The organism is Streptomyces sp. NPDC005576 (genome assembly GCF_042871745.1).
In the GTDB taxonomy this organism is placed as follows: domain Bacteria; phylum Actinomycetota; class Actinomycetes; order Streptomycetales; family Streptomycetaceae; genus Streptomyces.
In genome coordinates, this window is record NZ_JBIAJC010000001.1 from 179625 (window position 1) to 204142 (window position 24518).

General features: G+C 72.4%; 24 protein-coding genes. 9 read left to right on the forward strand and 15 right to left on the reverse strand.

The annotated features are described in order from the left end of the window. The first annotated feature begins 10 nt into the window (after nt 1-10). Complete coding sequence (locus ACFYPN_RS00845; protein WP_389296345.1) at nt 11-1327, forward strand: FAD-dependent monooxygenase; 1317 nt, start codon at nt 11-13, stop codon at nt 1325-1327. On the opposite strand, the gene ACFYPN_RS00850 is transcribed toward ACFYPN_RS00845, so the two are convergent. From ACFYPN_RS00850 to ACFYPN_RS00880, 7 genes are all read right to left on the reverse strand, one after another. Beyond that, on the reverse strand, nt 1287-1676 hold the full coding sequence (locus tag ACFYPN_RS00850) for a GntR family transcriptional regulator (RefSeq protein ID WP_389296346.1): 390 nt from the start codon (nt 1674-1676) through the stop codon (nt 1287-1289). The genes ACFYPN_RS00845 and ACFYPN_RS00850 overlap by 41 nt on opposite strands. 55 nt (nt 1677-1731) lie before the next feature. Next, nucleotides 1732-2709, reverse strand: coding sequence for an ABC transporter permease subunit (locus ACFYPN_RS00855; RefSeq protein ID WP_389296347.1), 978 nt, complete (start codon nt 2707-2709; stop codon nt 1732-1734). After that, on the reverse strand, nt 2706-3650 hold the full coding sequence (locus tag ACFYPN_RS00860) for an ABC transporter ATP-binding protein (protein WP_389296348.1): 945 nt from the start codon (nt 3648-3650) through the stop codon (nt 2706-2708). Before ACFYPN_RS00860 ends, ACFYPN_RS00855 begins: the two co-directional genes overlap by 4 nt. A 231-nt stretch (nt 3651-3881) precedes the next feature. Next, entirely contained in the window at nt 3882-4799 is a 918-nt protein-coding gene (locus ACFYPN_RS00865; protein ID WP_389296349.1) for a glycosyltransferase family 2 protein, read from the reverse strand. Between the two features lie 259 nt (nt 4800-5058). After that, nucleotides 5059-5913 carry a PhzF family phenazine biosynthesis isomerase gene (locus ACFYPN_RS00870; protein ID WP_389296350.1) on the reverse strand — a complete coding sequence of 285 codons (855 nt, stop codon included), beginning with the start codon at nt 5911-5913 and terminating at the stop codon, nt 5059-5061. 60 nt (nt 5914-5973) lie between these two features. Next, nucleotides 5974-7182, reverse strand: a complete 1209-nt coding sequence (locus ACFYPN_RS00875; protein ID WP_389296351.1) for a macrolide family glycosyltransferase — start codon at nt 7180-7182, stop codon at nt 5974-5976. A 41-nt stretch (nt 7183-7223) separates the two neighbouring features. Further along, complete coding sequence (locus ACFYPN_RS00880) at nt 7224-7874, reverse strand: CatB-related O-acetyltransferase (protein WP_389296352.1); 651 nt, start codon at nt 7872-7874, stop codon at nt 7224-7226. 257 nt (nt 7875-8131) lie between these two features. Here ACFYPN_RS00880 and ACFYPN_RS00885 point away from each other — a divergent pair, with 257 nt between their 5' ends. Next, on the forward strand, nt 8132-9799 hold the full coding sequence (locus ACFYPN_RS00885; protein WP_389296353.1) for an alkaline phosphatase D family protein: 1668 nt from the start codon (nt 8132-8134) through the stop codon (nt 9797-9799). A 136-nt stretch (nt 9800-9935) separates the two neighbouring features. Here ACFYPN_RS00885 and ACFYPN_RS00890 read toward each other — a convergent pair whose 3' ends face one another. Then, complete coding sequence (locus tag ACFYPN_RS00890; RefSeq protein ID WP_389296354.1) at nt 9936-10958, reverse strand: Gfo/Idh/MocA family protein; 1023 nt, start codon at nt 10956-10958, stop codon at nt 9936-9938. An 80-nt stretch (nt 10959-11038) separates the two neighbouring features. On the opposite strand from ACFYPN_RS00890, the gene ACFYPN_RS00895 reads away from it, so the two are divergent. After that, nucleotides 11039-12424 (forward strand): Bcr/CflA family efflux MFS transporter, encoded by a 1386-nt coding sequence (locus ACFYPN_RS00895; RefSeq protein WP_389296355.1) that lies wholly within the window; start codon nt 11039-11041, stop codon nt 12422-12424. A 124-nt stretch (nt 12425-12548) separates the two neighbouring features. Here ACFYPN_RS00895 and ACFYPN_RS00900 read toward each other — a convergent pair whose 3' ends face one another. Continuing rightward, nucleotides 12549-13901, reverse strand: a complete 1353-nt coding sequence (locus tag ACFYPN_RS00900) for a hypothetical protein (RefSeq protein WP_389296356.1) — start codon at nt 13899-13901, stop codon at nt 12549-12551. A 370-nt stretch (nt 13902-14271) separates the two neighbouring features. Between ACFYPN_RS00900 and ACFYPN_RS00905 the strand changes: the two genes are divergently transcribed. Continuing rightward, nucleotides 14272-15270, forward strand: coding sequence for a small ribosomal subunit Rsm22 family protein (locus tag ACFYPN_RS00905; protein WP_389296357.1), 999 nt, complete (start codon nt 14272-14274; stop codon nt 15268-15270). A 30-nt stretch (nt 15271-15300) separates the two neighbouring features. Here the strand turns inward: ACFYPN_RS00905 and ddaH are convergent, their stop codons facing one another. Continuing rightward, nucleotides 15301-16119, reverse strand: coding sequence for a dimethylargininase (gene ddaH / locus ACFYPN_RS00910; RefSeq protein WP_358765647.1), 819 nt, complete (start codon nt 16117-16119; stop codon nt 15301-15303). 346 nt (nt 16120-16465) lie between these two features. Between ddaH and ACFYPN_RS00915 the strand changes: the two genes are divergently transcribed. Further along, complete coding sequence (locus tag ACFYPN_RS00915; RefSeq protein WP_358765649.1) at nt 16466-17209, forward strand: bifunctional DNA primase/polymerase; 744 nt, start codon at nt 16466-16468, stop codon at nt 17207-17209. A gap of 112 nt (nt 17210-17321) precedes the next feature. Here ACFYPN_RS00915 and ACFYPN_RS00920 read toward each other — a convergent pair whose 3' ends face one another. Continuing rightward, nucleotides 17322-18308: a hypothetical protein gene (locus tag ACFYPN_RS00920; RefSeq protein WP_389296358.1), complete on the reverse strand. Its 987-nt coding sequence runs from the start codon at nt 18306-18308 to the stop codon at nt 17322-17324. Between the two features lie 170 nt (nt 18309-18478). Here ACFYPN_RS00920 and ACFYPN_RS00925 point away from each other — a divergent pair, with 170 nt between their 5' ends. Then, nucleotides 18479-19150, forward strand: a complete 672-nt coding sequence (locus ACFYPN_RS00925) for a PhzF family phenazine biosynthesis protein (RefSeq protein WP_358765653.1) — start codon at nt 18479-18481, stop codon at nt 19148-19150. A 65-nt stretch (nt 19151-19215) separates the two neighbouring features. On the opposite strand, the gene ACFYPN_RS00930 is transcribed toward ACFYPN_RS00925, so the two are convergent. Both ACFYPN_RS00930 and map read right to left on the reverse strand, forming a co-directional pair. Continuing rightward, the gene (locus ACFYPN_RS00930; protein ID WP_389296573.1) at nt 19216-19893 is read right to left on the reverse strand and encodes a heme oxygenase (biliverdin-producing); all 678 of its coding nucleotides are present in this window, start codon (nt 19891-19893) and stop codon (nt 19216-19218) included. 213 nt (nt 19894-20106) lie between these two features. Further along, nucleotides 20107-20964 (reverse strand): type I methionyl aminopeptidase, encoded by an 858-nt coding sequence (gene map / locus ACFYPN_RS00935; protein ID WP_358765657.1) that lies wholly within the window; start codon nt 20962-20964, stop codon nt 20107-20109. Between the two features lie 57 nt (nt 20965-21021). Between map and ACFYPN_RS00940 the strand changes: the two genes are divergently transcribed. Then, nucleotides 21022-21246, forward strand: coding sequence for a hypothetical protein (locus tag ACFYPN_RS00940; protein WP_358765659.1), 225 nt, complete (start codon nt 21022-21024; stop codon nt 21244-21246). A gap of 418 nt (nt 21247-21664) precedes the next feature. Here the strand turns inward: ACFYPN_RS00940 and ACFYPN_RS00945 are convergent, their stop codons facing one another. Further along, the gene (locus ACFYPN_RS00945) at nt 21665-22267 is read right to left on the reverse strand and encodes a hypothetical protein (protein WP_358765661.1); all 603 of its coding nucleotides are present in this window, start codon (nt 22265-22267) and stop codon (nt 21665-21667) included. A 130-nt stretch (nt 22268-22397) separates the two neighbouring features. Between ACFYPN_RS00945 and npdG the strand changes: the two genes are divergently transcribed. Then, nucleotides 22398-23108, forward strand: coding sequence for an NADPH-dependent F420 reductase (gene npdG, locus ACFYPN_RS00950; protein WP_358765662.1), 711 nt, complete (start codon nt 22398-22400; stop codon nt 23106-23108). A gap of 167 nt (nt 23109-23275) precedes the next feature. Then, nucleotides 23276-23443 carry a hypothetical protein gene (locus ACFYPN_RS00955; protein WP_358765664.1) on the forward strand — a complete coding sequence of 56 codons (168 nt, stop codon included), beginning with the start codon at nt 23276-23278 and terminating at the stop codon, nt 23441-23443. 32 nt (nt 23444-23475) lie between these two features. On the opposite strand, the gene ACFYPN_RS00960 is transcribed toward ACFYPN_RS00955, so the two are convergent. Then, the gene (locus tag ACFYPN_RS00960; protein ID WP_389296359.1) at nt 23476-24297 is read right to left on the reverse strand and encodes a site-2 protease family protein; all 822 of its coding nucleotides are present in this window, start codon (nt 24295-24297) and stop codon (nt 23476-23478) included. Nucleotides 24298-24518 lie beyond the last annotated feature (221 nt).

Here is a 24518-nt window from a genome sequence, read left to right on the forward strand (position 1 = left end):
ATTCACGGGCATGAGAAGAAACGACGTACTCATCTCCGGAGCCGGTATCGCCGGTCCGGCCCTCGCGTACTGGCTACGCTCGGCAGGCCTCGACGTCACGGTCGTGGAGCGGGCGCCGGCTCTCCGGCCGGGCGGGCAGACCGTGGATCTGCGGGGTGCGGGCCGCGAGGTGATCAGCCGCATGGGACTCATGGACCGGGCGCGGGCGGCCGCCGTCGACCAGCGCGGCCTCGCCATGGTGGACGCCCGGGACCGGGTCACCGCAGAGATGCCGACCGGCGCCTTCGACGGGGAGGGGATCGTCTCCGAGATCGAGATCCTCCGTGGCGACCTCGCCCGCCTCCTCCACGACGCCACCTCGCCCACCACCGCCACCGCGCCCGTCCCCGGCGGCACGGAGACCGTCCCCGGCGGCACGGAGTACCTCTTCGACGACACCATCACCGCTCTCGCCCAGGACGACGAAGGCGTCACCGTCACCTTCGAGAAGGCCGGCCGGCGTCGCTTCGGGGTCGTCGTGGGTGCCGACGGACCGCACTCCACCGTCAGGGAGCTCGCCTTCGGCCCTGAGGCCGACTTCGTCCGCCCGCTGAACTGCTGGACCGCCTGGTTCACGGCCCGGGAGGAGTGGGACCTCGGCGGCTGGTTCCGGATGTACAACGCACCCGGCGGGCTCGTCGCGTCCGCGCGCCCCGGCCGGCTCCCCGGCGAGATCAAGGCCGGGCTCAGCTTCCGCGCGCAGCCCTTCGCGTACGACCGTTACGACGTCCGCGCCCAACAAGAGCTGATAGCGCGCCGGTTCGAAGGTGCGGGGTGGGAAGTCCCGCGCCTGCTGGTGGCGATGCGCACCTCGGAGGACTTCTTCTTCGACTCCCTCGCGCAGGTGCGCCTCGACAGCTCGTCGCGCGGACGGACGGTGCTGCTCGGTGACGCCGGGCACTCCCCCTCGCCCCTCACCGGCATGGGGACGAGCCTCGCCCTCGTCGGCGCGTACGTGCTCGCGGGCGAGATGTCCACACCCGGAGCCGGCCACCTCGACGCTTTCCGGAACTACGACCGGATCATGCGTCCCTACGTCACCCGGGCGCAGCAACTCCCACCCGGCGGTGTCTCGGGGTACGCACCGAACGGCGCGCTCGCCATCCGGATGCGCGCCGCCTCGATGCGGTCGATGAACCGCTGGCCCATGCGGCAGGTGCTGGCAGCCCAGTTCGCCAAAGCGGGCGACATCGACCTGCCGGTCTACCCCCACCTCCCCCACTTCCCGGACGGTGCCGTGCCCGGCCTCAGCTCTCCTGCGGGTACGCCGTCTCGTACGCCGCGCTGAACAGCGCCTTCACGTCGTGCCCCGACAGCCCCTCGGTACGCGCCTGGACCAGCCACGCGTCCAGAGAGGTGCGGAGCGGCGAGTCGGGACCCGACTGGGGCTGAGCGAGGTTACGCGTGATGAAGGTGCCCGCGCCCTGACGCACCTCGGCGAAGCCCAGGCGCTCCAGTTCCCGGTACGCCTTGAGGGTCGTGTTGGGGTTGACCTTGGTGGTGGCGGCCACCTGGGCGGCCGTGGGCAGCCTGTCCCCCTCCTGGAGGGCGCCCATCCGCAGGGCCTGCTCGACCTGGTGCACGATCTGCACGTACGTGGCGATGCCGCTGCGCCGGTCGATGCGGAAAACGACCACTGCTCTTCACCTTCCGCTCGACTGAGGAGACTTTACGGACATGGGGGGCGTGCCGTCACAGCGGGCGCCGGGAGACACGCCATACGACGAACACGGTCAGCAGGGCCGTGGCGGCGAGCAGAATGCCGGCGCCGGTCCACTGCATGGCGTTCATCTGGTCGTATTCGAGGTACTCGACGACGTTGTTGACGATGCCCTTCTCCTTGATGCAGGCGTTCTGCGCCGCCTCGGTGGCCTTGGCGCAGGTGCCCCAGCCGTAGAGCGTGCCGTCCGCGGTGCCGACCCAGTTGTCGAGCTGCTGGACGTCCTGGTAGCGGGCGGGGAGGTCTCCGTTCAGCGGGTACGTGAGCAGATGGCTGGTGCCGAAGCTGTTGCGGAACCGGCCCCAGACCACGTTGGCGACCACCGAGAAGGCGAGCGTCACCGACATGGAGAGCATCACCCGGCGCAGCAGGACACCGATCGTGATGCCGACCGCCGTCAGGAAGAGACAGAACGCGGGCAGCACCGGGCCGGTGTTGTCGAAGACCGACGCCTCCAGCCAGGTGGCCGGGAAGACCGAGCGGTACGGCTTCCACCACCAGGTGAAGAGCGCGGAGAGCACGAGACCGGCGACGAGGGCGAGGGTGTACCCCAGCGTCAGCTTGGCGATCAGCCAGCGGCGGCGGGCCACCGACTGGGTGGTGACGAGCTGCGCCGTGCCCTGCTCCTGGTCGGATGCGATCAGCGGGGCACCGACGAAGACGCCCAGGAGCACCGGCAGGAAGCCGAGGGCCATCATGAGGTAGGTGTAGCGCTGCCCGAGCTGGAGCGATGCCGGCAGATCCTTCTCGGGCCAGCCGGCCGCGTCCAGCTTGTCGATCATCCCCGCGCGCAGGTACAGGATCGCGGCCGAGCCGAGGACCACCAGGGCCAGCACGGAGTACAGCGTGGCCCGGTGCTGACGCACCATGAGCCAGGTCAGTCCGCGCAGCGGGCCGCGCCGGACGGTTCCCGCCCCCGTGGTGGGGGCGGTCGGGGCGGTCGTGGTCATGATGCGGTGATCCCTTCGGCGTCGACGCGGGCGCCCGGAGTGAGGAGCGCGGGCGCGTCCGGCGAGCGGAGGTGGGCCAACAGCACTTCCTCCAGACTCGGTTCGATGATCTGCCAGTCGCCGGTGAGCGGCCCGTCGGGGCGTACGAGCGCCTGGAACTGGCGGCCCTGCACGCGGGACTCGATCACGGTGTGGCGGGTCAGCTCCTGCGGCAGCCCGCCACCCTCAGTCAGCCCGGTCACCAGGGAGTGGGCGGGGACGAGCGTGTCGGTGTCACCGGCCATCCTGAGCCGGCCCTCGGACACCACCAGCAGGAAGTCGCACATGTCCTCCAGTTCGCCCAGCATGTGGGAGGACATCAGCACCGTGGTGCCGCGCTCGGTGGCCTCGGCCATCAGCAGGGTGCTCATCTCGTCGCGGGCCAGCGGGTCGAGGTCCGACATGGGCTCGTCGAGCAGCAGCAGGTCGGGGCGCTTGCCGAAGGCGAGCGCGAAGGCGACCCTGGTGCGCTGGCCGCCGGAGAGCGTGCCGACGCGGGCGTCCAGCGGGACCCGGCCCGAGCGGATGATCCGCTCCGCCGCCGCCATGTCCCAGCCGGGGTTGAGTTCGGCGCCCATCCGCAGCGTCTCGGCCACCGTGAACCGCTTGAAGAGCGGCTTGTCCTGCCCCAGGAACGCGAATCGCGGCATGGCCGCCGCGTCGTCGACCGGGATGCCGAAGAGCTTCAACCCGCCCTCGGTCGGGTCGACCTGCCGGGACGCGATGCCCAACAGGGTGCTCTTGCCCGCGCCGTTGGGCCCGACGAGACCGCAGATCCGGCCGGCCGGGAGCCGGAAGGAGCAGTCCCGCAGGGCCCAGCCGCGCCGGTAGCGCTTGCCCAGGCCGCGGGCCTCCAGGGCCCACGGCCCGGGCGTCTCGCTCGGTGTGCTCGGGTGTTCCACGCCTCGCCTCAATTCCACTAGTCAACTAATGGAATCATTGTCTGTGGCATGGGGGACTGTCAAGAAGCCTTCTTGTGGCGGTGGTTCACAGGCGCCCGGTGACCTCCCGGCGTACCCGGAAAACACCGATCGCCCGGAACGCGAGGCGTCCGGGCGATCGGGCGGAACGAAGAGTTCCGGGGCGGTGCGAGGGGGATGCGGTACGGGGTGGGTACGGGACCGAGTGGCCGGTCAGACGAGCGGCGGCCGGCCGAGCCGGGTCATCCGCCACACCGTGCGCCACCGCATCGGGTTGCGGGGTCCGCACGGGGTGCGCAGGCCCTCGGCGAACCCGCCCGCCCATGCCTTCAGCCCCTTCGCCGAGCGGGTCCTGGCGAGCGTGAGCAGTGTCCATACGCCGAGGTAGAGCGGGATCAGCGGCGCGGGGAGGTTGCGGCGGGCGAGCCACACCCGGTTGCGCGCGGTCATCCGGTAGTAGACCGCGTGGCGGGCGGGCGAGGTCTTCGGGTGCTGGAGCAGCAGATCGGGCTCGTACAGGATGTTCCAGCCGCCGTCGAGCGCCCGCCAGGAGAGGTCGGTCTCCTCGTGGGTGAAGAAGAATTCGGCCGGCCAGAGACCCGTGCCCGCCAGCATCTTCATCGAGAAGGCGTGCGCGCCCCCGAGGAAGGCCGTGACGTGCCCGCGCCGCATAGGGTCCGAGGCGCGCAACCGCGGGATGTGCCGGCGCTGCGTCTCGCCGTGCTCGTCGGCGATCCGGAAACCGACGATGCCGAGGCCGGGGTCGGCGGTGAACAGGTCCTGCACCGTGCTGAACACGTTCTTCTCGACCAGCAGGCCGTCGTCGTCCAGCTCGATCACCACGTCCACGTCGCCGAGCTCGGCGAGGCGGGCGAGGCCGACGTTCCGGCCGCCGGGGCAGCCGAGGTTCTCCTCGTTCTCGATCAGGGTCACCCCGCCCTCCAGATCCTCCAGGCCGGGAAAGGCGGTGAAGTCCGGGAGCTTCGTACCGTTGCCGATGACGACGAGCCGGGTGGGCCGTACGTCCTGCATGGCCACCGATGCGAGGAGGGCCTCCACCGCCTGCGGGCGGTCACCCATGGTGACGATGGAGACACCGATGCGTGGTGCGAGGGCTGCGGTTGCGGACAAGATCGGTACTCCCGTGCTCGGCTTCGGTGTCCGCGATCGTACGCCCAAGATTTCCGCCGCCCGACGCCGAACCGTCGTACGGAAGCCGAGAAGTGTTCACCGGGCGCCTACCGATCGGGCGAGGCCGGGCCGGTGGGTGCCGACGACCGACGGCAACACCACGAGGCGCGGCGCCGGGGCGCGCGGGCCCGGCGTGATCCGGACGGGAGGCCGGGGGCCCGGCCGCGGGACGCGCGCCGCCGGGGACGGACGTCGCCGGTCAGCCGATACGGGTCCCCGCGCCGCTCACCCGGACCCGCGCGTCGCCCCGGCGCAGCTCCACGGTGAGGGTGCCGGGCCGTCCCATGTCCATGCCCTGGTGGAGCGTGAGCACCGCGTCGTCCGGGACGAGGCCCAGCTCACGCGCGTACGCACCGAAGGCGGCGGCGGCGGCCCCCGTCGCGGGGTCCTCCACCACCCCACCCACCGGGAACGGGTCGCGGGCGTGGAAGACCCGCTCCGACTCCCGCCACACCAGCTGAAGGGTCGTCAGGTCCAGTCGTCGCATGAGGGATTCGAGCCGGGAGAAGTCGTAACTCAGGTCCGCGAGGCGTTCGCGCGTCGCGGCGGCCACCACCAGATGGCGGGCTCCGGCGAACGCGACGCGCGGCGGCAGCGCCGGGTCGAGATCACCGGCCGGCCAGTCGAGCGCGGCCAGTGCCTCCGCCAGATCGGCCGGGGCGATCTCCGTCACGTGCGGCTCCACGCTGGTCAAGGTGGCCCGCAGAGCGCCGTCCCGTGACGCCACCACGACCGGGACCGTGCCGGCCTTCGTCAGGAACTCCAGGTCACCGGGTCCGTCGCGGTCCGCCAGCGCGAGCGCGGCGGCGACCGTCGCGTGCCCGCAGAACGGCACCTCCGCCTTCGGGCTGAAATAGCGGACGGTGTAGGTCCGCTCCCCGGGGGCCACCGTCAGGAACGCGGACTCGCTGTAGCCGAGTTCGGCGGCGACGGCCAGCATCCCGGCCTCGTCGAGGGCCGAGGCGTCCAGCACGACACCGGCGCGGTTGCCGCCCTCCGGGTCGGTGGAGAAGGCGGTGTAGTGGAGGATTTCGGCGGGTTCGTCGGCGCTCATGTACCAGCTCAACCGGTGGGTAAGGAGAACGTATTCCCGGCCGTCCCCAGGCACCCCCGCTCAGCCCAGCATCCCCTCCACCAGGTCGGCGGCCCGCAGGGTGCCGCCCTCGGCACGGGACTCCGCCCGCAGGTGTGCCGAGCGGCGGGCCACGTCGGGGTCGGCCAGGAGCTCGTCCAGGGCGGTCCGCAGCGCCTCCGCCGTGGCGTCCTCGGTGTCGATGCGGCGGGCCACGCCCAGTTCGACCAGGCGGTCGGCGTTCATGAACTGCTCGGCGCCCTGCGGGACGGCGATCATGGGGACGCCCGCCCGCAGGCCCTCGCCGCAGCCGCCCATCCCCGCGTGGGTGACGAAGGCGTCCGCCTGCTCCAGGATCGCCCGCTGGGGCACCCAGGAGTGCACCTCCACGTGGGGCGGGATGTCGCCCAGCTCCGCCGCGTCCGTGTACTTCCCGATCTGGAGCACCAGGTGCAGATCGGGCCGGCCGCCGAAGGCCGCCAGGCACTGGCGGTAGAACTCCGGCCGGCGGGTGTACGCCGACCCGAGGGAGACCAGCAGGACGCGCTCGGCACCGGCGGGGCGCGTCCAGCCGGCGCCTGTGCCCGGGCCGTCCCCGCCCGGGCCGTCCCCGTTCTCGTGCGGGGGCACGCACGCACCGACGAAGGTCACCGCGTCGGTGTCCACCCGGTCGGCGTGCGGCTGCATCGCCCGGGGGATCAGGGCCAGGGCCCGGCCGGGGCGGCCGGAGAAGACGTCCATGTCGGTGGTGGCCGCGCCGCACTCCGCCAGCCAACGGGTGAACTTGCCCCGGTAGGCGTCCGCGCCCGGCAGCTTCCACAGCTGAGCCGCCACCTCCTCCTCGTACCCCTCCCACGCCACCAGGGTGGGGGAGAGCTGCAGGACGGGACGCCCCTGGGACTCGGCGAGGGCACGGCCCGCGTAGGCGCCGATGTCGTAGAGGTAGAGGTCGGCGGGATCGTCGTCGTAGAAGGCGCGCAGGCGGGGGAGGGCCTGGACGGCGTCGTCCAGGAAGAGCTCCATCGCGCCGATGGGGTCGTCCGGCCAGTTGTTCTCGGCGACCGGGAGCGTCGAGGCGCAGGGCACCGGCTCCGCGCCGGTGGGGGCGATCAGGCCGGCGACGGCGGGATCGTTGGCGTACGTCACCCGGTGGCCCCGGGAGACCAGTTCGCGGATGATCTCCAGGCCCGGCAGGACGTGGCTGACGGCGGGAATGCCGATCATGGCGATGTGCGCGCGGCGGGGGGACATCCAGGATCACGCCTTCCGGAGCTGTGGGGTATCTGCGGTCGTCATGCGCCGGGCGAGTCCGGCGCGGCGGCTTCCAGGTCGGCGACGCTCCCCGACATGACCGTCCGGATGTGCGCGGTGAGGTGTTCGGCGGGCCAGTCCCACCAGGCCACCGCCAGCAGCCGGGCGATGTCCTCCTCGCCGAAGCGGGTGCGCAGGAGGCGGGCCGGATTGCCGCCGACGACGCCGTAGTCGGGCACGTCCGAGGTGACCACCGAGCCGGCGCCGATGATCGCCCCGTGCCCGATCCGTACCCCCGGCAGCACCGTCGAGCCGTAGCCGAACCAGACGTCGTTGCCGACGACGGTGTCCCCCCGCTCCGGCAGGCCCGAGAGCAGGTCCACGTGCGCGGACCAGGAGCCGCCCATGGTGGGGAAGGGGAACGTGGAAGGGCCGTCCATGCGGTGGTTGGCGCCGTTCATGAGGAACCGCACCCCCGTGCCCAGCGCGCAGAACCTGCCGATGACCAGCTTCTCCGGCCCGTAGTGGTAGAGCACGTTCCGCGTCTCGAACTCCGTCGCGTCGTCCGGGTCGTCGTAGTAGGTGTACTCCCCGACGTCGATCAGCGGTGACGTCACCAGGGGGCGGAGCAGCACCACCCGGGGCTGTCCGGGCATCGGATGGAGCACGGTCGGGTCGGCGGGTACGGGCACGTCGGGCGGTCCTCCCGGAGACGGCGTCGGTTCCCCACCCATGATCACAGCACGGCGTCCTTCCGGACAGTCATTTGTCACCTCCGGGAACGCGGGAGGTCACGTCCGCCGCCTCCGCACGCGGTGCTCATCACCCCGCCACCCGGACGTTGTGTACCCGACAACCGAAGGACGCCGTTCCGCACTCCAATGCCCAGAGGGCGTCCGGCGGGCCGAGGCCGGGCACCCCTCGACACCCACCTGCCAGGGGAGAGACCATGACGCCCGCACCGACCGCCACGGACACCGGACACCCGGACCACCCGGCCGGGTTCCGCGCCGCGGCCCGCCGCCACAGTCAGGGCGTGGGCCGCCGCCGCTTCCTCACCACCACCGGCGCCGCCGCCGCCCTCGCCTTCGCCGTCCACCTGCCGGCCGCCGGTACGGCGAGCGCCGCCGAACTCGACCCCCGCAGGATCACCGAGAACCCGTTCACCCTCGGAGTGGCCTCCGGCGACCCGCTGCCCGACTCCCTCCTGCTCTGGACACGCCTCGCCCCGCTTCCGTACGAGGCGGACGGCGGGCTGCCCGCCGCCCGCGTCCAGGTCGGCTGGGAACTCGCCCACGACGAGCGCTTCCGCCGGGTGGTCCGGCGCGGAACCGCCACCGCCCACCCGGAGTTCGCGCACAGCGTCCGTACCGAGGTCCGCGGCCTCGAAGCCGGCCGCACCTTCTACTACCGCTTCCGCACCGGCGGTTGGACCAGCGAGACCGGCCGCACCCGCACCGCCCCCGACCCGCACGCCCGCAACCACGCGGTCAGGCTCGCCGCCGTCTCCTGCCAGGCCTACCACGACGGGTACTTCACCGCCTACCGCCACCTCGCGGCCGAGGACGTCGACGCCGTCTTCCACCTCGGCGACTACCTCTACGAGTACGCCGTCACCCCCACCGGCGGCGCCCGCGCCTACACCGACCGGGTGCTCCCCGAGGTCTTCAACCGGGAGACGCTGACCCTGGAGGACTACCGGCTGCGGTACGCCCTCTACAAGTCCGACCCCGACCTGCGCGCCGCGCACGCCGCGCACCCCTTCGTCGTCACCTGGGACGACCACGAGACCGAGAACAACTACGCCGACGACGTACCCGAGAACAACGTGCCCCCGGAGGAGTTCCTGCTCCGCCGGGCCGCCGCCTACCGCGCGTACTGGGAGAACCAGCCGCTGCGCACCCCGCAGCGCCCCACCGGCCCCGACATGCGTCTCTACCGGCGGCTCCGGTTCGGCCGCCTCGCGCAGTTCGACATCCTGGACACCCGCCAGTACCGCAGCGACCAGGCGTACGGCGACGGCTGGAAGGTCCCCGGACCGGAGTCCGAGGACCCCGCCCGCACCCTGACCGGCGCCACCCAGGAGCGGTGGCTGATCGACGGCTGGCGCACCTCGCGCGCCACCTGGAACGTCCTGCCCCAGCAGGTCACCTTCGCCCAGCGGCGCGACGTGCCCACCGCCGCCTACAAGCTCTCGATGGACTCGTGGGACGGCTACCCGGCCTCCCGGCAGCGGGTGCTGGACGGCGCCGAGTCGGCGGGCGTCGACAATCTGCTGGTCCTCACCGGCGACGTGCACGTCGCCTACGGTTTCGACCTGAAGAAGGACTTCGACGACCCCTCGTCCCGTACCGTCGGCACGGAGATCGTCACCACCTCGATCACCAGCGGCAAGGACGGCTCGGTGAAGCCCGCCAACTGGAACAACCAGATGGCGGCCAATGCGCACCTCAAGTTCTACGACGGCCGCCGCGGCTACGCGCTCGTCACCCTCGAAGACGACCACGCCCGCGCCGACTTCCGTGCGGTGGACGCCGTCACCACGCCCGGCGCCCCCGTCACGACGGCCGGTTCCTTCGTGACGGAGGCGGGCAACCCGGGGCTGACGCCGGCCTGAGCCTCAGGGCCGGTATGGGGTTGGCTCGCGGCGTCGGGGGCTACCAGGGCGCTCCGGCGCCCCGCGGTCGCACGCACCCAGCCCCGCTCTTTCTTCCACGCGGCAACCCCATACGGGCCCTTGATCTGACGGTCGGTCAGGCGTCGCTCTCCGTGCGGGAGTCGGAGGGGTAGCGGACGCCGATGCGGTCCCGAACCGCGTCGAGCGTCCGCATCACCGCCAGCGAACCCTCCAGCGGCACCAGCGGGGACTCGGTCTCACCCGCCCGCAGCGCGCGCATCACCTCGGCCGCTTCGTACTGCATGCCGGACAGGCCCTGCGGGCCCGGACCGGTCACGATCTTCTCCGGTGCCGGGTCCGAGGAGCCCGCACGGTGCAGGAGCAGGTGGTCGGGGTGGAAGAAGTCGCGCGGGAGGTCGATGCGGCCCTTCGTGCCGACGACGGTCGCCGCCGTGGCGTGGTGGCCCACGATCGAGCAGGAGAGCAGCGCGGTCGCGCCCGACTCCCAGCCCAGCAGTATTCCGGTGTTCAGGTCCACGCCCTCGGGGGAGAGCAGTGCGTCCGCCTGCATCCGGTCCGGCTCGCCCAGCAGCAGGTGCGCGAAGGACACCGGGTAGACCCCCAGGTCCAGCAGCGCGCCGCCGCCCAGCGCGGGGTTGCGCAGCCGGTGCTCAGGACCCACGTCGCCCGCGAACCCGAAGTCGGCCTGGACGGTGCGGATCTCACCGATCGCGCCCTCGTGCACCAGCTCCGTCATGCGGCGGATCACCGGGTTCGCGTACGTCCACATGGCCTCCATCAGGAAGAGCCCGCGCTCCCGGGCGAGCGCGACCAGTTCGGCGGCCTGCCCGGCGTCCAGCGTGAACGCCTTCTCGCAGAGCACGTTCTTGCCCGCGCGCAGCGCCAGCGCGGTCGCCTCGTAGTGCGCGGAGTGCGGGGTCGCGACGTACACCACGTCGATGTCGTCGTCCGCGACCAGCTCGGCCCAGCTTCCGTAGGCCCGCTCGATCCCGAACCTCTCCGCGAACGCGCGGGCCGACGTCCCGGTGCGCGAGGCCACCGCGACCACCTCGGCTTCCGGCAGTCCCAGCAGATCCTTGGTGAAGGTCGCGGCTATGCCGCCCGTCGCCAATATGCCCCAACGCACAGTCCCGCTCATGCCCCGCCCTTAAATCTGGTACGACCACAACGCCTGAGCTGAGAGCATAGATGCGTATGTCAACGATGTGGAGATGAAGCATGCCGGACAGCGGCGGAAGCCGGGCCCAGCGAGAGCAAGAGCACATACCTACGGCGGGAACCGGTCAACTGATCGCCGGGCCCGCCGTTCCCGATCCCGCGCCGGGCCCCGAGGGCCCGGCCCTTCCCGGCCTCACCGGCCTTCCGGGGGCCCCGGCGGTGACCGCCGCCCGGCGGACCGCGTTCCTGGTGACCCTGGTGCTCGGCGGCCTCACCGCGCTGCCGGCCCTGTCCATGGACATGTACCTGCCGGCGCTGCCCGACGTCACCGACGCGCTGCACGCCCCGGCCGCCACCGTCCAGCTCACGCTGACCGCCTGCCTCCTCGGCATGGCCCTCGGACAGCTCGTCGTCGGACCCATGAGCGACCGGTGGGGCCGCCGCGGACCGCTCCTGACCGGCATGGTCGTCTACGTCGCCGCCACGGCGATCTGCGCCATCGCCCCCAACGCCGAGATGCTCATCGGCTTCCGCCTGCTCCAGGGCCTCGCGGGTTCCGCCGGAATCGTGATCTCCCGGGCCGTCGTGCGCGACCTCTACGACGGCATCGACATGGCCAGGTTCTTCTCCACCCTGATGCTGATCTCGGGCGTAGCCCCGATCGTCGCCCCGCTGATCGGCGGACAGGTGCTGCGGATCACGGACTGGCGGGGCGTCTTCGTCGTCCTCACCGTCGTCGGTCTGCTGCTGACCCTGGTCGTGTGGAAGAGCCTGCACGAGACCCTGCCGCCTGAGGAACGCCACACCGGCGGCGTCGCCGAGGCCCTGCGCACCATGCGCGGCCTCTTCGGTGACCGGGTCTTCATCGGCTACACGATCGCGGGCGGGCTCGCCTTCGCGGCTCTCTTCGCCTACGTCAGCGCCTCACCCTTCGTCATCCAGGAGATCTACGGCGCCTCGCCGCAGACCTTCAGCCTGCTCTTCGGCCTCAACTCGATCGGCCTGATCGCCGTCGGCCAGGTCAACGGCAAACTGCTCGTCGGCCGGGTCAGCCTCGACCGGGTCCTGCTCGTCGGGCTCTCCGTGATCCTGCTCGCCGCCGTCGCACTGCTGCTGATGACCAGCGGGGTCTTCGGCGAGGTGGGGCTCGTTCCCGTCGCCGGCACGCTCTTCGTCCTGATGTCCGCGATGAGTCTGGCGCTGCCCAACACCAACTCGCAGGCGCTGATGCGCTCCAAGCACGCCGCTGGCTCCGCCTCCGCGCTGCTCGGCACCACCTCGTTCCTCATCGGTGCGATCGCCTCGCCGCTGGTGGGCATCGCAGGGGAGGACACGGCCGTCCCGATGGCCCTCGTCCAGACCGTCTGCGCCGCCGCCGCCATGGCCGTCTTCCTGCTGATGTGCCGCCCCTGGCAGCGGCAGGGGCGGGTGGCGGGCGGGCTGTAGCCCGCAGGCCGCCAGGCCACCCCGGCTCCCCGCCCCCCACGGACCTCCCCGGCCCTCCCTCGGTACGGAAACGGCCCTGTACCGGCTGACCGGGCTCCCACGGCACTCCGCCGCGGGAGCCCGCTCAGCCGGCGCGCGGGTAGCCGATCAGATGTGCCCGGCCCTCACGGTCCGTGGTGCGGAAGATCCCGATGCCGGTCGTCTCGGCGACCGGCAGCCGTACGTCGCGGGCGAGCGGCTCGTCCGACCCGTCGACGAAGTGCATCACCACCGGTACCCCGCCCCCGGCCAGCGCCTCCTCGGCGTCCCGCACGCTCCGGGCGCCGTAGGCGATCCCGTCGTCCGTCACCGAGGCCAGCGTCACGTGGGACGAGCCGTCCTCGTCCTCCAGGCAGTAGCCCTTCTTGGCCACCAGGTCGAACGCCAGGTTCCCGGCGACCAGATAGTCGCCCGACGGGGGGACGACCGCCTGCGGGTAGCGGCCCGGCTGTATGGCCGGGCGGTGGCACTCGACCGACACCAGCGCCTTGCCGCTCGCCGCGTCGTGCACCGTCCACAGTTCGTGGGTCGCCGCCCGCTCGGAGGACTTCTCCGGCTGCCACTTCGCCAGCACCAGCCCCGCCGCCACGGACGTCGGCACCCCGGTGGCGGGGTCGGCCCCCTTCGGCGCGACCTTCCGGCTGTACCAGCCGCCGGGCACCCAGAACTCCCGCGCCCCGCTCACCAGCAGCCCCTGCCCGGTCTGGCCGACCACGTCGGTCAGCTTCCGGCAGGCGGTACAGCCCTTGGGGTACTTCAGCTCCGAGGCGGCGATCTTCGACGTCTCACCGGTCACCGGGTCGATGAGCGCCACGTTCGCGTCCGCGTCGGAGATCACGATGTCCGGGCCGTTCGCGGAGACCGCCGGAGCGCCGTTCCACGGCAGCTCCACATGGTGACGGTCGCCGTTGGCCGCCGCGTACACGTCGATCGAGATGAACGTCTCCGAGGGGGCGAGCCCGTCGCCCGCCTTCCCGTACGACCAGGTGACGAAGAACTGCCGGTCCTCGCGGGAGACGGTCAGCAGCCTGGGATAGCTCTCCGGGTCCAGCGTCTGGCGCGCCTCGCTCCGCCACCCCAGCTTCCCGGTGGCGGTGTCGAGGGTGCGCAGCCGGTAGCGCCGGTCCGCGGAACGCTCCAGATAGGCCAGGGTGCCCGTCGGCCAGGAGAAGGCGATGTCCGGCGAGGCGCCGACGATCTCCCAGCCGCTCGCCGTCGTGTACTGCGGCGGCACGTCGAGCACCGTCCGCGTCCCCGCCCCGGAGGGCGCGGGTTTCGCCGCGGCGGAGGCGGAGGCCGGCGGAGTCGTCGCGCCCGCGCTCCTGCCGTCCGTGCCGTCCTCGTCCGAGGAGCCCTTGCCGCAGGTCGCCAGCAGCAGGAGAAGCGCCAGGAAGACCACCCCGCCGACCAGAGTCAGTCGAACGATCCTCTGTCTCATGGGTCCCCCCGTTGGGCCGTCGCGGGTCTCGCGGCGGTCAGCGTAGCAACTGCCACATGGGCGAGCGGAGTTACGCGGGTCCCTGTCGCGCGCCCGTGACCGGACGGACGCCGTGACCACGCACCCGACGCCGCACGCCCCGCGCAGCCCGGCGACCACCGCTCCTCACGGGGCGGACCATGCCGGGCGCGGCCTAGTGCCGCGCCCGGCAAGCTCTGCCCCGTCGCGGTGGTCGGCACGCGCACTCGCGGCGTTGACCGGAAGCCCTGGTAGCTCCGCTACCAGGACTTCCGGCCGCCTGGCGATCGCACGCACCGACCACCGCTCCTCATGGAGCAAACACTGCCGGGCGCGGCACTAGAATTCCTCGGTGAACGTCACCCTCCCCACCGCCGAAGCCCTGCGCACGGCCCTCGCCGGACTGCTCGACGGACTGCCGCCCAAGCAGGCGACGCAGGCAGTCGACCGGCTGATCGCCAGCTACCGCGGGACGACCCCGACCGACGCGCCGGTGCTGCGGGACCGGGCGGACGTCGTCGCCTACGCCGCGTACCGGATGCCCGCGACCTTCGAGGCCGTACGGGCCGCCCTCGACGCGCTCCGCGAGGCCGCGCCGGAGTGGGAGCCGGCCACCCACACCGACGTCGGCGGCGGCACCGGCGCGGCGAGCTGGGCGGTCGCCGGAGCGTGGGACGGGCCGGAGACCACCGTCCTGGACTGGGCAGAACCGGCCCTCGCGCTCGGCCGTGAGCTGGCCGAGGCCGGCGGGCCCCCCGCGCTGCGGGCCGCCCGCTGGCAGCGCGCCCGGATCGGTGCGGCCCTGGAGCTGGCCCCCACGGACCTGGTGACCGTCTCGTACGTGCTCAAGGAGCTGACCCCCGCCGCCAGGACCGAGCTGGTCGACGCGGCGGCCGGCGCCGCGCAGGCCGTCGTCATCGTGGAGCCCGGCACCCCCGACGGGTACGCCAGGGTGATCGAGGCCCGCGACCGGCTGATCGCCGCCGGGCTGAGCGTCGCGGCGCCCTGCCCGCACAGCGCCGCCTGCCCCATCGAGCCGGGCACCGACTGGTGCCACTTCTCCGCCCGGGTCAGCCGCTCCTCGCTGCACCGGCAGGTCAAGGGCGGGACGCTGAGCCACGAGGACGAGAAGTTCAGCTACGTCGTGGCGACCCGCTTCCCCGTCGAGCCGGTGGCCGCCCGGGTCACCCGCCGGCCGCAGATCCGCAAGGGCCAGGTGCTGCTGGAACTCTGCACCCGGGACGAGGCCCTGCGGCGCGAGACGGTCACCAAACGCCACGGCGCGCTCTACCGGGCGGCCAGGGACACCGACTGGGGCGACGCCTGGCCGCCGCCGCCCGAGGAGGAGTGACCACCCGGAAGCTCCGGGGGCCCGGTACGCCTACCGGTCCCGGAGCTCCTGGGTGCAGCACTTCACGCTGCCGCCGCCCTTCAGCAGTTCGCTCAGATCCATCGGGACCGGCTCGAAGCCCCGGTCCCGCAGCTGATCGCACAGCCCCGTCGCGGCCTGCGGCAGCAGCACGTGCAGACCGTCGCTGACCGCGTTCAGACCGAGCCCGGCGGCATCCGGTTCCCGAGCGGTCAGGGCGTCGGGGAAGAGCCGGGCCAGCACGGAACGGCTGCCGGGGGAGAACGCGCCGGGGTAGTACATGATCTCGTCCGCCGCGTCGTCGAGCACGCAGAGCGCCGTGTCCAGGTGGTAGTAGCGCGGATCCACCAGATCCAGGCCGATCACCGGCCGCCCGAAGAACTCCTGCGCCTCGTCGTGCGCGAGCGGACTGGACCGGAAGCCCGTGCCGGCCAGCACGAAGGAAGCGGTGACGGCGAAATCGCCCTCGCCCTCGTTCACGTGCTCCGGCTCGTGGAACTCCTCGTAACCGTGGAGCCGGAACCACTCCCGGTGCGCCTCGGCCTCGCCGTGCCGTTCCGGGTGCGCGAACCTCGCGCCGAGCACCCGCCCGTCGATCACGGTCGCGCCGTTGGCGGCGAAGACCATGTCCGGCAGACCCGGCAGCGGCGTCAGCTCCTCCACGGTGTGGCCGAGCGCGCGGTAGCGCTCCCGGAGGTCCTCCCACTGCGTCTGCGCCAGCGGCAGGTCGACGGGCTTGGACGGGTCCATCCACGGGTTGATGGAGTAGGTGACCCGGAAATGTGTCGGGGCGCACATCAGATAGCGACGAGGGGTGGCGTCACGGTGCACGGGGGCTCCTCACGAACGGCAGTCCCGGCTGCGGCGAGGCGGGGTCGGCGCGGTCTGCGCGTGAGCCCATGGTGCGCCGCGCGGGCCCCCGTCCGCAGTGCGCCGATCGGGTGACCCTCACCCGGTGCCGACGGGTGCGGGTCCGGGCCCGACGGAGGGCTCCGGGGAGGGCCCCGGCCTCCGTGCGGACCGCTCTCCGATGGGAGGGAATGTCCGGCAATGCCGGGCTATCCCACGTGATGTCCCTCACTCAAGGTGGTGGTCTCCCACCCCGCTGGTGGACTCTGGCCACCCGAAGCGCAGGATGGTGGGACCATGGACGGGTAACGCTGAGGTGAGGGGATAGATGGGCGCCGATTCCGGCCGTAACCGCGGCACAGAGGGCAAGATTTCCCAGTGGCTGCGGCGACGACCCAAGCAGCAGGACGATGCCGACGGCTCCGCCCGGCTGGGCATGCTCCTGGCCGTCGCCGAAGCGGGGATGCCGATCTCGCCCGCCGCCCACCCGCTCGGATTCCGATGTTCGTGCGAGCGCATCGGATGCCCCACCCCCGCCCGTCACCCCGTGTCGTTCGCCTGGCAGACCCAGTCGACCACCGACCGGGCCCAGATCGAACGCTGGGCGGACGGCCAGCCGCTGGCGAACTTCATCACCGCCACCGGAATGGTCCACGACGTGCTGGACGTACCGCTCTCGGCCGGCGTCAGTGCGCTGGAGCGGCTGATCGAGCGCGGGATCGACGTCGGACCCGTCGCCCGCTCCGGCGACGACCGGATGCTCTTCTTCACCGCCACCCGCGGCACCCCCGAGGACGAGGACGAGTGGTGGCCCTGCGAGCTGGACTCGCACCCCGAGACCATGGACGAGCACCCCGGGCTGCGCTGGCACTGCCGCGGCAGCTACGTCCTGCTCCCGCCCGCCCGTCTCCCCGGTGAACTGGACGTGCGCTGGGTCCGCGGCCCCGAGCACCCGCTGCCGGACCCGCTGACCCTGCTGGAGGCGCTGACCGACGCCTGCGCCGTGTACGTGGACAGCGACGAGGCGACCGGCCTGGACCCGGCCGCGGTGGCCTGGCCCCTCGGCCGCTGAGGTCCTGGCTCTGCACCCGGTCGCTGAGAAACCGGGCGGCTGAGGCCCCTGGCCGGCTGAGGTCCTGGGCGCCGAGCCGCTGAGCGCGCGTACGGCCTCCCGGCCGCCCGGCTCACTCGCCGGTCGCCGCGACCAGTCCCGGCAGCCGGTTCAGCACGGTCACCTTCGCGCCGCCGGCCGCGCCCCGCGCGGGCACGTACACCAGCTGGCTGGAGACGCGCTCCTTGGTGAGGGAGCTCTTCACCTCGCCCGAGAGCAGCGCCCGGGTGTCCCTGTTCACCTCGGGCTTCAACCCCTGGGCGGCCGTCTGGCGTTCGTAGTGCTTGCTGCTGAAGAAGACCAGCGCCCCGCCGTCCTCCGTCGCGAGCCCGAACGGGCCGAACGCGCCGTCGAGCGGGTGGTCGATGTACTGGTACGAGAATCCCGGCTTCTTCGTCGCCGCGCGGGCGGCCCGCCAGCCCGACGTGGTCCCGCCCGCCGCGAACACGTCCGGCGCCCCGGCGGACAGGTAACCGGTGTACGAGGTGCTCAAGTCCTGCGGCCGCACGGCGAGTTCGCTACCCACGCTCTCGGCGGGCCTCGCCAGCCCGTCCGCGTCCAACGCGAACTCCGGTACCCGCGAGGGCGCCACGACCCCGAGATAGGGCACCCTCCACCGCGCGTCCGGACCGGTCCGTTCGAAGACGAGCAGCCAGCGGGTGTCCTGGTCGCCCTCGTCCACGTCACGGTTGGAGTCGGTGTCCGCGAAGAAGAAGCGCGGCCACCCCGCCTTCTTCGGTATGACGTAGTGCGCGTCCGACAGTTCCAGGGGGCGGTGGGCCGCCGCGGGGTTCTTGGTGTAGGTCGACCGGGCCTTCAGCCCTGCCTGGTTGATCGCCCCGAGCGCGCCCGTCACCCGCTCGGCGTCCAGAGCGGGATCGAGCGCCGCGTCCGCCGCGTTGTACGCCGTGAGGAAGTCGTCGAGAGCCTGGTCCGCCTCGGACCTCGTCGCCGCGGGCACCTGCTCCAGCTCCCCGTGCACCGTCACGCAGCCGCTCGCCGTCACGCCCAGTACCGTCGCCACCGCGAGCCCCGCCGCCGACCGACCCAGCCTTCTCATCCGTTGCCTTCTGCGCCTTCTGATCCGCCGTCCGCACTGACCGTCCGAACCCTACCGGGGCGAAGAAGCGTGCGACGGCGAGGAGTCGATATCGGACGGCCGCACCGCCTGGCCGCCCGACGGGGTCATGAGGCCGCCGGGCGGTTCCGAACAGGTGCTTGAATGCCGGTATGAGCGAATTCGACGTACCCGACGGCATCGACGTCCTGCGGGTGTTCTGCGCCCCCGACGGCCGGCACGGGAACGCCCTCGGTGTCGTCCGGGACGGGTGCGACTACCCCGACGAGACCTCCCGCCAGGCACTCGCCGCCGAACTCGGCTTCAGCGAGACGGTGTTCGTGGACGATCCGGAACGCGGCCGGGTGGACATCCGCACCCCCGGGCTCCGGCTGCCGTTCGCCGGGCATCCGCTGGTCGGCAGCGCGTGGCTCCTCGATCTGGAGATCCTGGAGCTGGAAGTGGGAGAGGTGTTCGCCCGCCAGGACGGCGAGTTCACCTGGATCACCGCCCGCCCGGAGTGGGCGCCGCCCCGGGAGCTGGTGCGCTACGACTCCGCCGCCGAGGTCGAGGCGCTGACCGGACCCCCGCCGGGGGAGGGCTGGCTGTACGTGTGGGCCTGGGAGGACGAGGCGGCCGGGCGCGTACGGGCGCGGGCGTTCCCGCGCCGCGACGACGGCATCGCGGAGGACGAGGCGACCGGAGCCGCCGCCCTGCTGCTCACCGCGCTGCTCGGCCGGGCCCTCAACATCACCCAGGGGCGCGGCTCCCAGATCCTCACCGCACCCGCGCCGGACGGCACGGTGGAGATCGGCGGCCGGGTCGTGCTCGACCACCGGGGCTGAGCGAGCCGGCAGCGACGGACCCGGGTGGGGCCCGGGTGGGGCAACCGTCCTACCCGGCCCGTGCCTTACGCCTTCGCCTCACGCGCGCCGAGCGGGAAGGCCTCTCCCAGCTCGCGGAAGACGGCCGTGTTGAGCGCGAAGGCACGCTTGCACTCGTCCACGACGCGGCGCCGCTCCAGATCGTCGGCGTCGAGCGCGTCCAGCAGCTCACGGTAACTCCGCTTGAAGGCGGCCGGGTTCGCTATTTCCTCGAAGACGTAGAACCGTACGCCGTCGCCCTTGTGCGCGAAGCCCCAGGTCTTCTCGGCCCGGTCGCGGATGAACTGTCCGCCGGAGAGGTCGCCGAGGTAGCGGGTGTAGTGGTGGGCGACATAACCGGCGGGCCACTCCCGCGCGCAGACGGCGACCCGCTCGGCGTACGCGGCCGTGGCGGGCAGCGGCTCCAGGCCCTCGCGCCACTCCGGTCCCCGCAGATGCGCCAGATCGCGCTCCAACCGGGTGAGCCGCATCAGCGGCCTCTGGATGAAAGGCCCGGCGACCGGGTCCACCCGCAGCCGTCCGGCACCCTGCTCCAACGCGCGGTACACGAACCAGAGCTGTTCGGTGTAGCGCGTGTACGCGTCCACTCCCAGGCGTCCGCCGAGCATGTCGCCCATGAAGGTCGAATTCTCCGCCTCCGTGTGCTGCTCGTGGGACGCGGTGCGGATGACCGTGGAGAAGGGGGTGACGGTGCCGACGGCTATGTCCAAGGCGGGCCTCCGGGGGGCGAGAGGGGCGGGAAAACCAGGAGAGGGGCGGAAGGTGGGGCGCGCCGGCGCGTTCGCTGTCTCCGCCCCGGACCTCCCTGATCCTCTTGCTCGGGCATGCCCGAGTCAACAGGTTCCCGACTCCCTGTCGGTAAGCGTGCGTGCCGGGACCCGGGCCGGTGGCGGCCCGGCGCGCTCCCCCCGTACCCCCTACGGCAGGGTGAGAATGTCCGCCCCGGTCTCCGTCACCACGAGGGTGTGCTCGAACTGGGCGGTCCGCTTGCGGTCCTTGGTGAGGACGGTCCAGCCGTCGTCCCACATGTCGTATTCGTGGGTGCCCAGCGTCAGCATCGGCTCGATGGTGAACGTCATCCCGGGCTTCATCACGGTGGTGGCGTGCGGGCTGTCGTAGTGCGGCACGATCAGACCGGAGTGGAACGAGGTGTTGATGCCGTGTCCGGTGAAGTCCCGGACCACGCCGTAGCCGAAGCGCTTGGCGTACGACTCGATGACACGGCCGATCACGTTGATCTGGCGGCCGGGACGGACCGCCTTGATGGCCCGGTTCAGCGACTCCCTGGTGCGCTCCACCAGCAGCCGCGACTCCTCGTCCACGTCGCCGCAGAGGTAGGTCGCGTTGTTGTCGCCGTGCACACCGTTGATGTACGCCGTCACGTCGAGGTTCACGATGTCGCCGTCGCGCAGCACCGTCGAGTCGGGGATGCCGTGGCAGATGACCTCGTTGACCGAAGTGCAGAGGGACTTGGGGAAGCCGCGGTAGCCGAGCGTCGACGGGTAAGCCCCGTGGTCGATCATGAACTCGTGGGCCACGCGGTCGAGTTCGTCGGTGGTGACGCCCGGGGCGATGCGTTTGGCGGCCTCCTCCATCGCCTGTGCGGCGATACGGCCGGCGACGCGCATCCGCTCGACGGTGTCGGAGTCCTGAATCTCCGGGCCGGTGTACGGCGTCGGACCCGGCTTGCCCACGTACTCGGGGCGCCGGACATTTCCGGGTACGGAACGGACGGGAGAGATCTCCCCGGGTGCGAGCAGCGACTGACCAGACATGTCAGCGAGTCTAACCAGCGCCTCTGGGGCAAGCTGGCACAGAGGAAAGGAGCCCCGATGGCCCTGTTCAAGAAGCGCACGGCCGGCAAACCGGGCGAGTGGTACTACTGCCTGGAGCACAAAGTGGTCGAGGAGGGTCCCGAGTGTCCGGCGAAGGACCGCTTCGGCCCGTACGCCTCGCGCGAGGCGGCGCAGCACGCCATGGACACCGCGCAGGAGCGGAACCTGGAGTGGGACACCGACCCCAAGTGGCACGACCGCAACCGGCCCCCGGCCTCCTGACCCCCGGCCTCCCGGCCCCGGGGCCTCCTGACCGCCGGGAGCGCGGGGCCGGTCCGGACCGCCCGCGGCCTCGGGCCCCCGGCACCCCCGGGGCGGCGGGCGCGTCCGGGCGGTGCGGTGCGTCCGGGGTGCCGGCGCCCGTCGTGACGGCGGTGGCCCTCCCGGGCGGTCTCCCGGCGGCGTACGGCGTTCTCGTCGGTGGCGGAGTCGTACCGCAGCAGTGTCGGGATCCGGGATGGTCTGGTTCCAGATGACGGAACGGCCCAGTCCGCTCAGCATGTCACCCGCACCCGCGATGCCCAGGCGGACCGGCACCGGCCGGACGCTCCCGAAGAAGCCCGTTTCGATCCCGCAGGCCCGCCCCACCAGCGAACGCCGCCGCACGGTTCGCGGACGCGGGCACCGTGACGGCCGGGACCTACCAGCGGGCGGGCGGCGGCGCCGTGAGCCGGTCCGCCAGCCGTGAGAGCCGGTCCCGGAAGGAGCGCCGCCCGTGCGCGGCCGGCCGGCCGGTCTCGCCGGCCGCCGCGCTCACCAGATGCTGCACGGCGTCCAGGTCCACGTCGTCCTCGTCGGTCACCACCAGAGCCTCGTGGCCGAGCCCCCGCACCTCGGGATCGCCGCCACCCAGCGTGAGGACGGTCGCCCCCGAGCGCCGGGCGTCCCACACGCGTTCCAGCAGTCCGCCGTCCGGGCGCTCCGGTGCCACCAGCAGCAGCGTCTCGCCCCGACCGGCCGCCTCGATCCGGCCCAGCCCCACCGCAAGATGCGCCGGATCGGCCGGCCGCACCCGGTGGCGTACCAGCGTGGGACTCAGCTCGGACAGCCCCGACCACGCCGCCTCGTCGACCAGATGCGCCGCCAGGTGCCAGGGCTCGTACGTCTCCGTCCCGACCAGCAGCAGTCCGCCGCCCTGCGGGACCACGGACGAACGAAGGGCCCCGGCGAACCGGCGGGCCGCGTCCGGCCACTCGGTCCCGGCGAGCACCTCACGCAACAGCGCCACGCGCACGGCATCCATGGCCCGGCATCATGCAGCAGCCCGGAGCCGTTCCGCAGCCGGACACGGAAGGTGCACCCGTACGGGACGACCCCGGCCCGGTCCCGACCATCCGGCCGGAGTCCCGGCACTCCGCAGTAGTGTCGGGGCCATGACTACCCACGACAGTGCCGGTGCGCCCAAGGCGCCTGCCAAGGATCCCTGGGACCTGCCCGACGTCTCCGGACTCACCGTCGGCGTGCTCGGCGGCACCGGGCCGCAGGGCCGCGGACTCGCCTACCGCCTCGCCCGCGCCGGGCAGCGCGTGACCATCGGCTCCCGCGACGCCGCCCGCGCCGCGGAAGCCGCCGCCGAACTCGGCCTCGGCATCGAGGGCGCCGACAACGCCGCCTGCGCGCTCCGCAGCGACATCGTGATCGTCGCCGTGCCGTGGGAGGGCCACGCCAAGACGCTCGAGTCGCTGCGTGCGGAACTCGCGGGCAAGCTCGTCGTCGACTGCGTCAACCCGCTCGGCTTCGACAAGAAGGGCGCCTACGCGCTCAAGCCGGAGGAGGGCAGCGCCGCCGAGCAGGCCGCCGCCCTGCTGCCGGACTCCCGCGTCACCGCCGCTTTCCACCACCTCTCGGCGGTGCTGCTCCAGGACCCCGCGATCGACGAGATCGACACCGACGTGATGGTGCTGGGCGAGGCCCGTGCCGACACCGACATCGTGCAGGCCCTCGCCGGACGGATCGCGGGCATGCGCGGCGTCTTCGCCGGACGGCTGCGCAACGCCCACCAGGTCGAATCGCTGGTCGCCAACCTGATCTCGGTCAACCGCCGGTACAAGGCACACGCGGGACTGCGCGCCACCGACGTGTGATCCGCCACGACGTGTGATCCGCCACGACGTGTGATCCGCCACGACGTGTGATCCGTACGCGGCTGCCCCGTTCCGTTCCGCCCCGGGGCCGCACCCGGGGCGGAACGGAACGGGGCATGAGGGACACTGGACGGGACCGCGCACCACCCCGGACAGGAGCCTCCCCCATGCCCCGCATCGCCCTCTACTCCCTCGTCGTCTGCGCCCTCGCCGTCGTCGCGGCGGTGGTCTCCTTCGCGCAGGGCAGCCTGCTGGGCATCCTCTGGGTGCTGGTGGCGGGGCTCTCCTCCAACATGGCCTGGTTCTACCTGCGCCGTCACCGCGCGGCCGGCTGACGGCCGGGCGCCGGGCCCGACGGTGCGGGCCGTTACCCGGACAGTCCTGCCAGGGCCGTGCAGCGGGGGTCCTGCTGGTCGGTGAACGCGCGCCAGAAGCGGTAGAGGTCCTGCCCGCAGTACGTCTCGAAGTCGCTGACCCCGAGCCCCCGCAGCAGCCCGTCGACGGCGTCGAAGAAGACGCCGTTCACCTCCGGCACCCACAGCAGCGCGAACACCGCGATCAGCCCGAACGGTGCGAAGGGCTCCACCTGGCGGCGCACCCGGTACGACAGCCAGGGCTCGATCACCCCGTACCCGTCCAGCCCCGGCACCGGTACGAAGTTGAGGATCGCGGCCGTGACCTGGAGCATCGCCAGGAACGCCAGCGCGAACCGGAACCCGAGCGGCACCCCGTCCAGGCCGCCCAGCCAGAACGGCGCCGTGCAGACGACGGCGAACAGGACGTTGGTCAGCGGGCCCGCCGCCGAGATCAGGCTGTGCTTCCAGCGGCCCCGGATGCGGCCCCGCTCGATGTAGACGGCACCGCCGGGCAGCCCGATGCCGCCCATGATCACGAAGAGCACCGGCAGCACGACGCTGAGCAGCGCGTGCGTGTACTTCAACGGGTTGAGGGTCAGATAGCCCTTCTCCCCGATCGAGATGTCCCCGCTGTGCAGCGCGGTGCGGGCGTGCGCGTACTCGTGGAGGCAGAGCGAGACGATCCAGGCGCCCGTGACGAACAGGAAGACGGCGAACCCGGTCTGCTCGGCGAACCCCGTCCACACGGCCGCGCCGGCGGCGGCCGTGACGGCGGCGATCCCGAGGAAGACCGGGCTGATGCGCCGGTCGTGGCGGCTGATCCCAGTGGTCATGCGACGAGAGTAGGCGCACCGGGTCCTGGCGCACCGGGCACCTCCCGATCGGCCTCCGCCCCGGCCCACCGGCATCGTCGTGCCCGCTCGGGGCTCCTCGGCGTACCGGTCATCGCCGCGCGTCCGGCGACCCGGTTCCCCTCCGCCTGACGCGCGGCGGAGCCGCACACCCTGCGGGTCTGAGGGGCCCCGGTCGTCTGGTCCCCAGTCGTCGGACGCCG

Coding starts and splice junctions, on each gene's coding strand:
- ACFYPN_RS00845 (WP_389296345.1), top strand. CDS start 11: ATGAGAAGAAACGACGTACTCATCTCCGGAGCCGGTATCGCCGGTCCG.
- ACFYPN_RS00855 (WP_389296347.1), bottom strand. CDS start 2,709: ATGACCACGACCGCCCCGACCGCCCCCACCACGGGGGCGGGAACCGTC.
- ACFYPN_RS00870 (WP_389296350.1), bottom strand. CDS start 5,913: ATGAGCGCCGACGAACCCGCCGAAATCCTCCACTACACCGCCTTCTCC.
- ACFYPN_RS00875 (WP_389296351.1), bottom strand. CDS start 7,182: ATGTCCCCCCGCCGCGCGCACATCGCCATGATCGGCATTCCCGCCGTC.
- ACFYPN_RS00885 (WP_389296353.1), top strand. CDS start 8,132: ATGACGCCCGCACCGACCGCCACGGACACCGGACACCCGGACCACCCG.
- ACFYPN_RS00890 (WP_389296354.1), bottom strand. CDS start 10,958: ATGAGCGGGACTGTGCGTTGGGGCATATTGGCGACGGGCGGCATAGCC.
- ACFYPN_RS00895 (WP_389296355.1), top strand. CDS start 11,039: ATGCCGGACAGCGGCGGAAGCCGGGCCCAGCGAGAGCAAGAGCACATA.
- ACFYPN_RS00900 (WP_389296356.1), bottom strand. CDS start 13,901: ATGAGACAGAGGATCGTTCGACTGACTCTGGTCGGCGGGGTGGTCTTC.
- ACFYPN_RS00915 (WP_358765649.1), top strand. CDS start 16,466: ATGGGCGCCGATTCCGGCCGTAACCGCGGCACAGAGGGCAAGATTTCC.
- ACFYPN_RS00920 (WP_389296358.1), bottom strand. CDS start 18,308: ATGAGAAGGCTGGGTCGGTCGGCGGCGGGGCTCGCGGTGGCGACGGTA.
- ACFYPN_RS00925 (WP_358765653.1), top strand. CDS start 18,479: ATGAGCGAATTCGACGTACCCGACGGCATCGACGTCCTGCGGGTGTTC.
- map (WP_358765657.1), bottom strand. CDS start 20,964: ATGTCTGGTCAGTCGCTGCTCGCACCCGGGGAGATCTCTCCCGTCCGT.
- ACFYPN_RS00940 (WP_358765659.1), top strand. CDS start 21,022: ATGGCCCTGTTCAAGAAGCGCACGGCCGGCAAACCGGGCGAGTGGTAC.
- ACFYPN_RS00945 (WP_358765661.1), bottom strand. CDS start 22,267: ATGGATGCCGTGCGCGTGGCGCTGTTGCGTGAGGTGCTCGCCGGGACC.
- npdG (WP_358765662.1), top strand. CDS start 22,398: ATGACTACCCACGACAGTGCCGGTGCGCCCAAGGCGCCTGCCAAGGAT.
- ACFYPN_RS00955 (WP_358765664.1), top strand. CDS start 23,276: ATGCCCCGCATCGCCCTCTACTCCCTCGTCGTCTGCGCCCTCGCCGTC.
- ACFYPN_RS00960 (WP_389296359.1), bottom strand. CDS start 24,297: ATGACCACTGGGATCAGCCGCCACGACCGGCGCATCAGCCCGGTCTTC.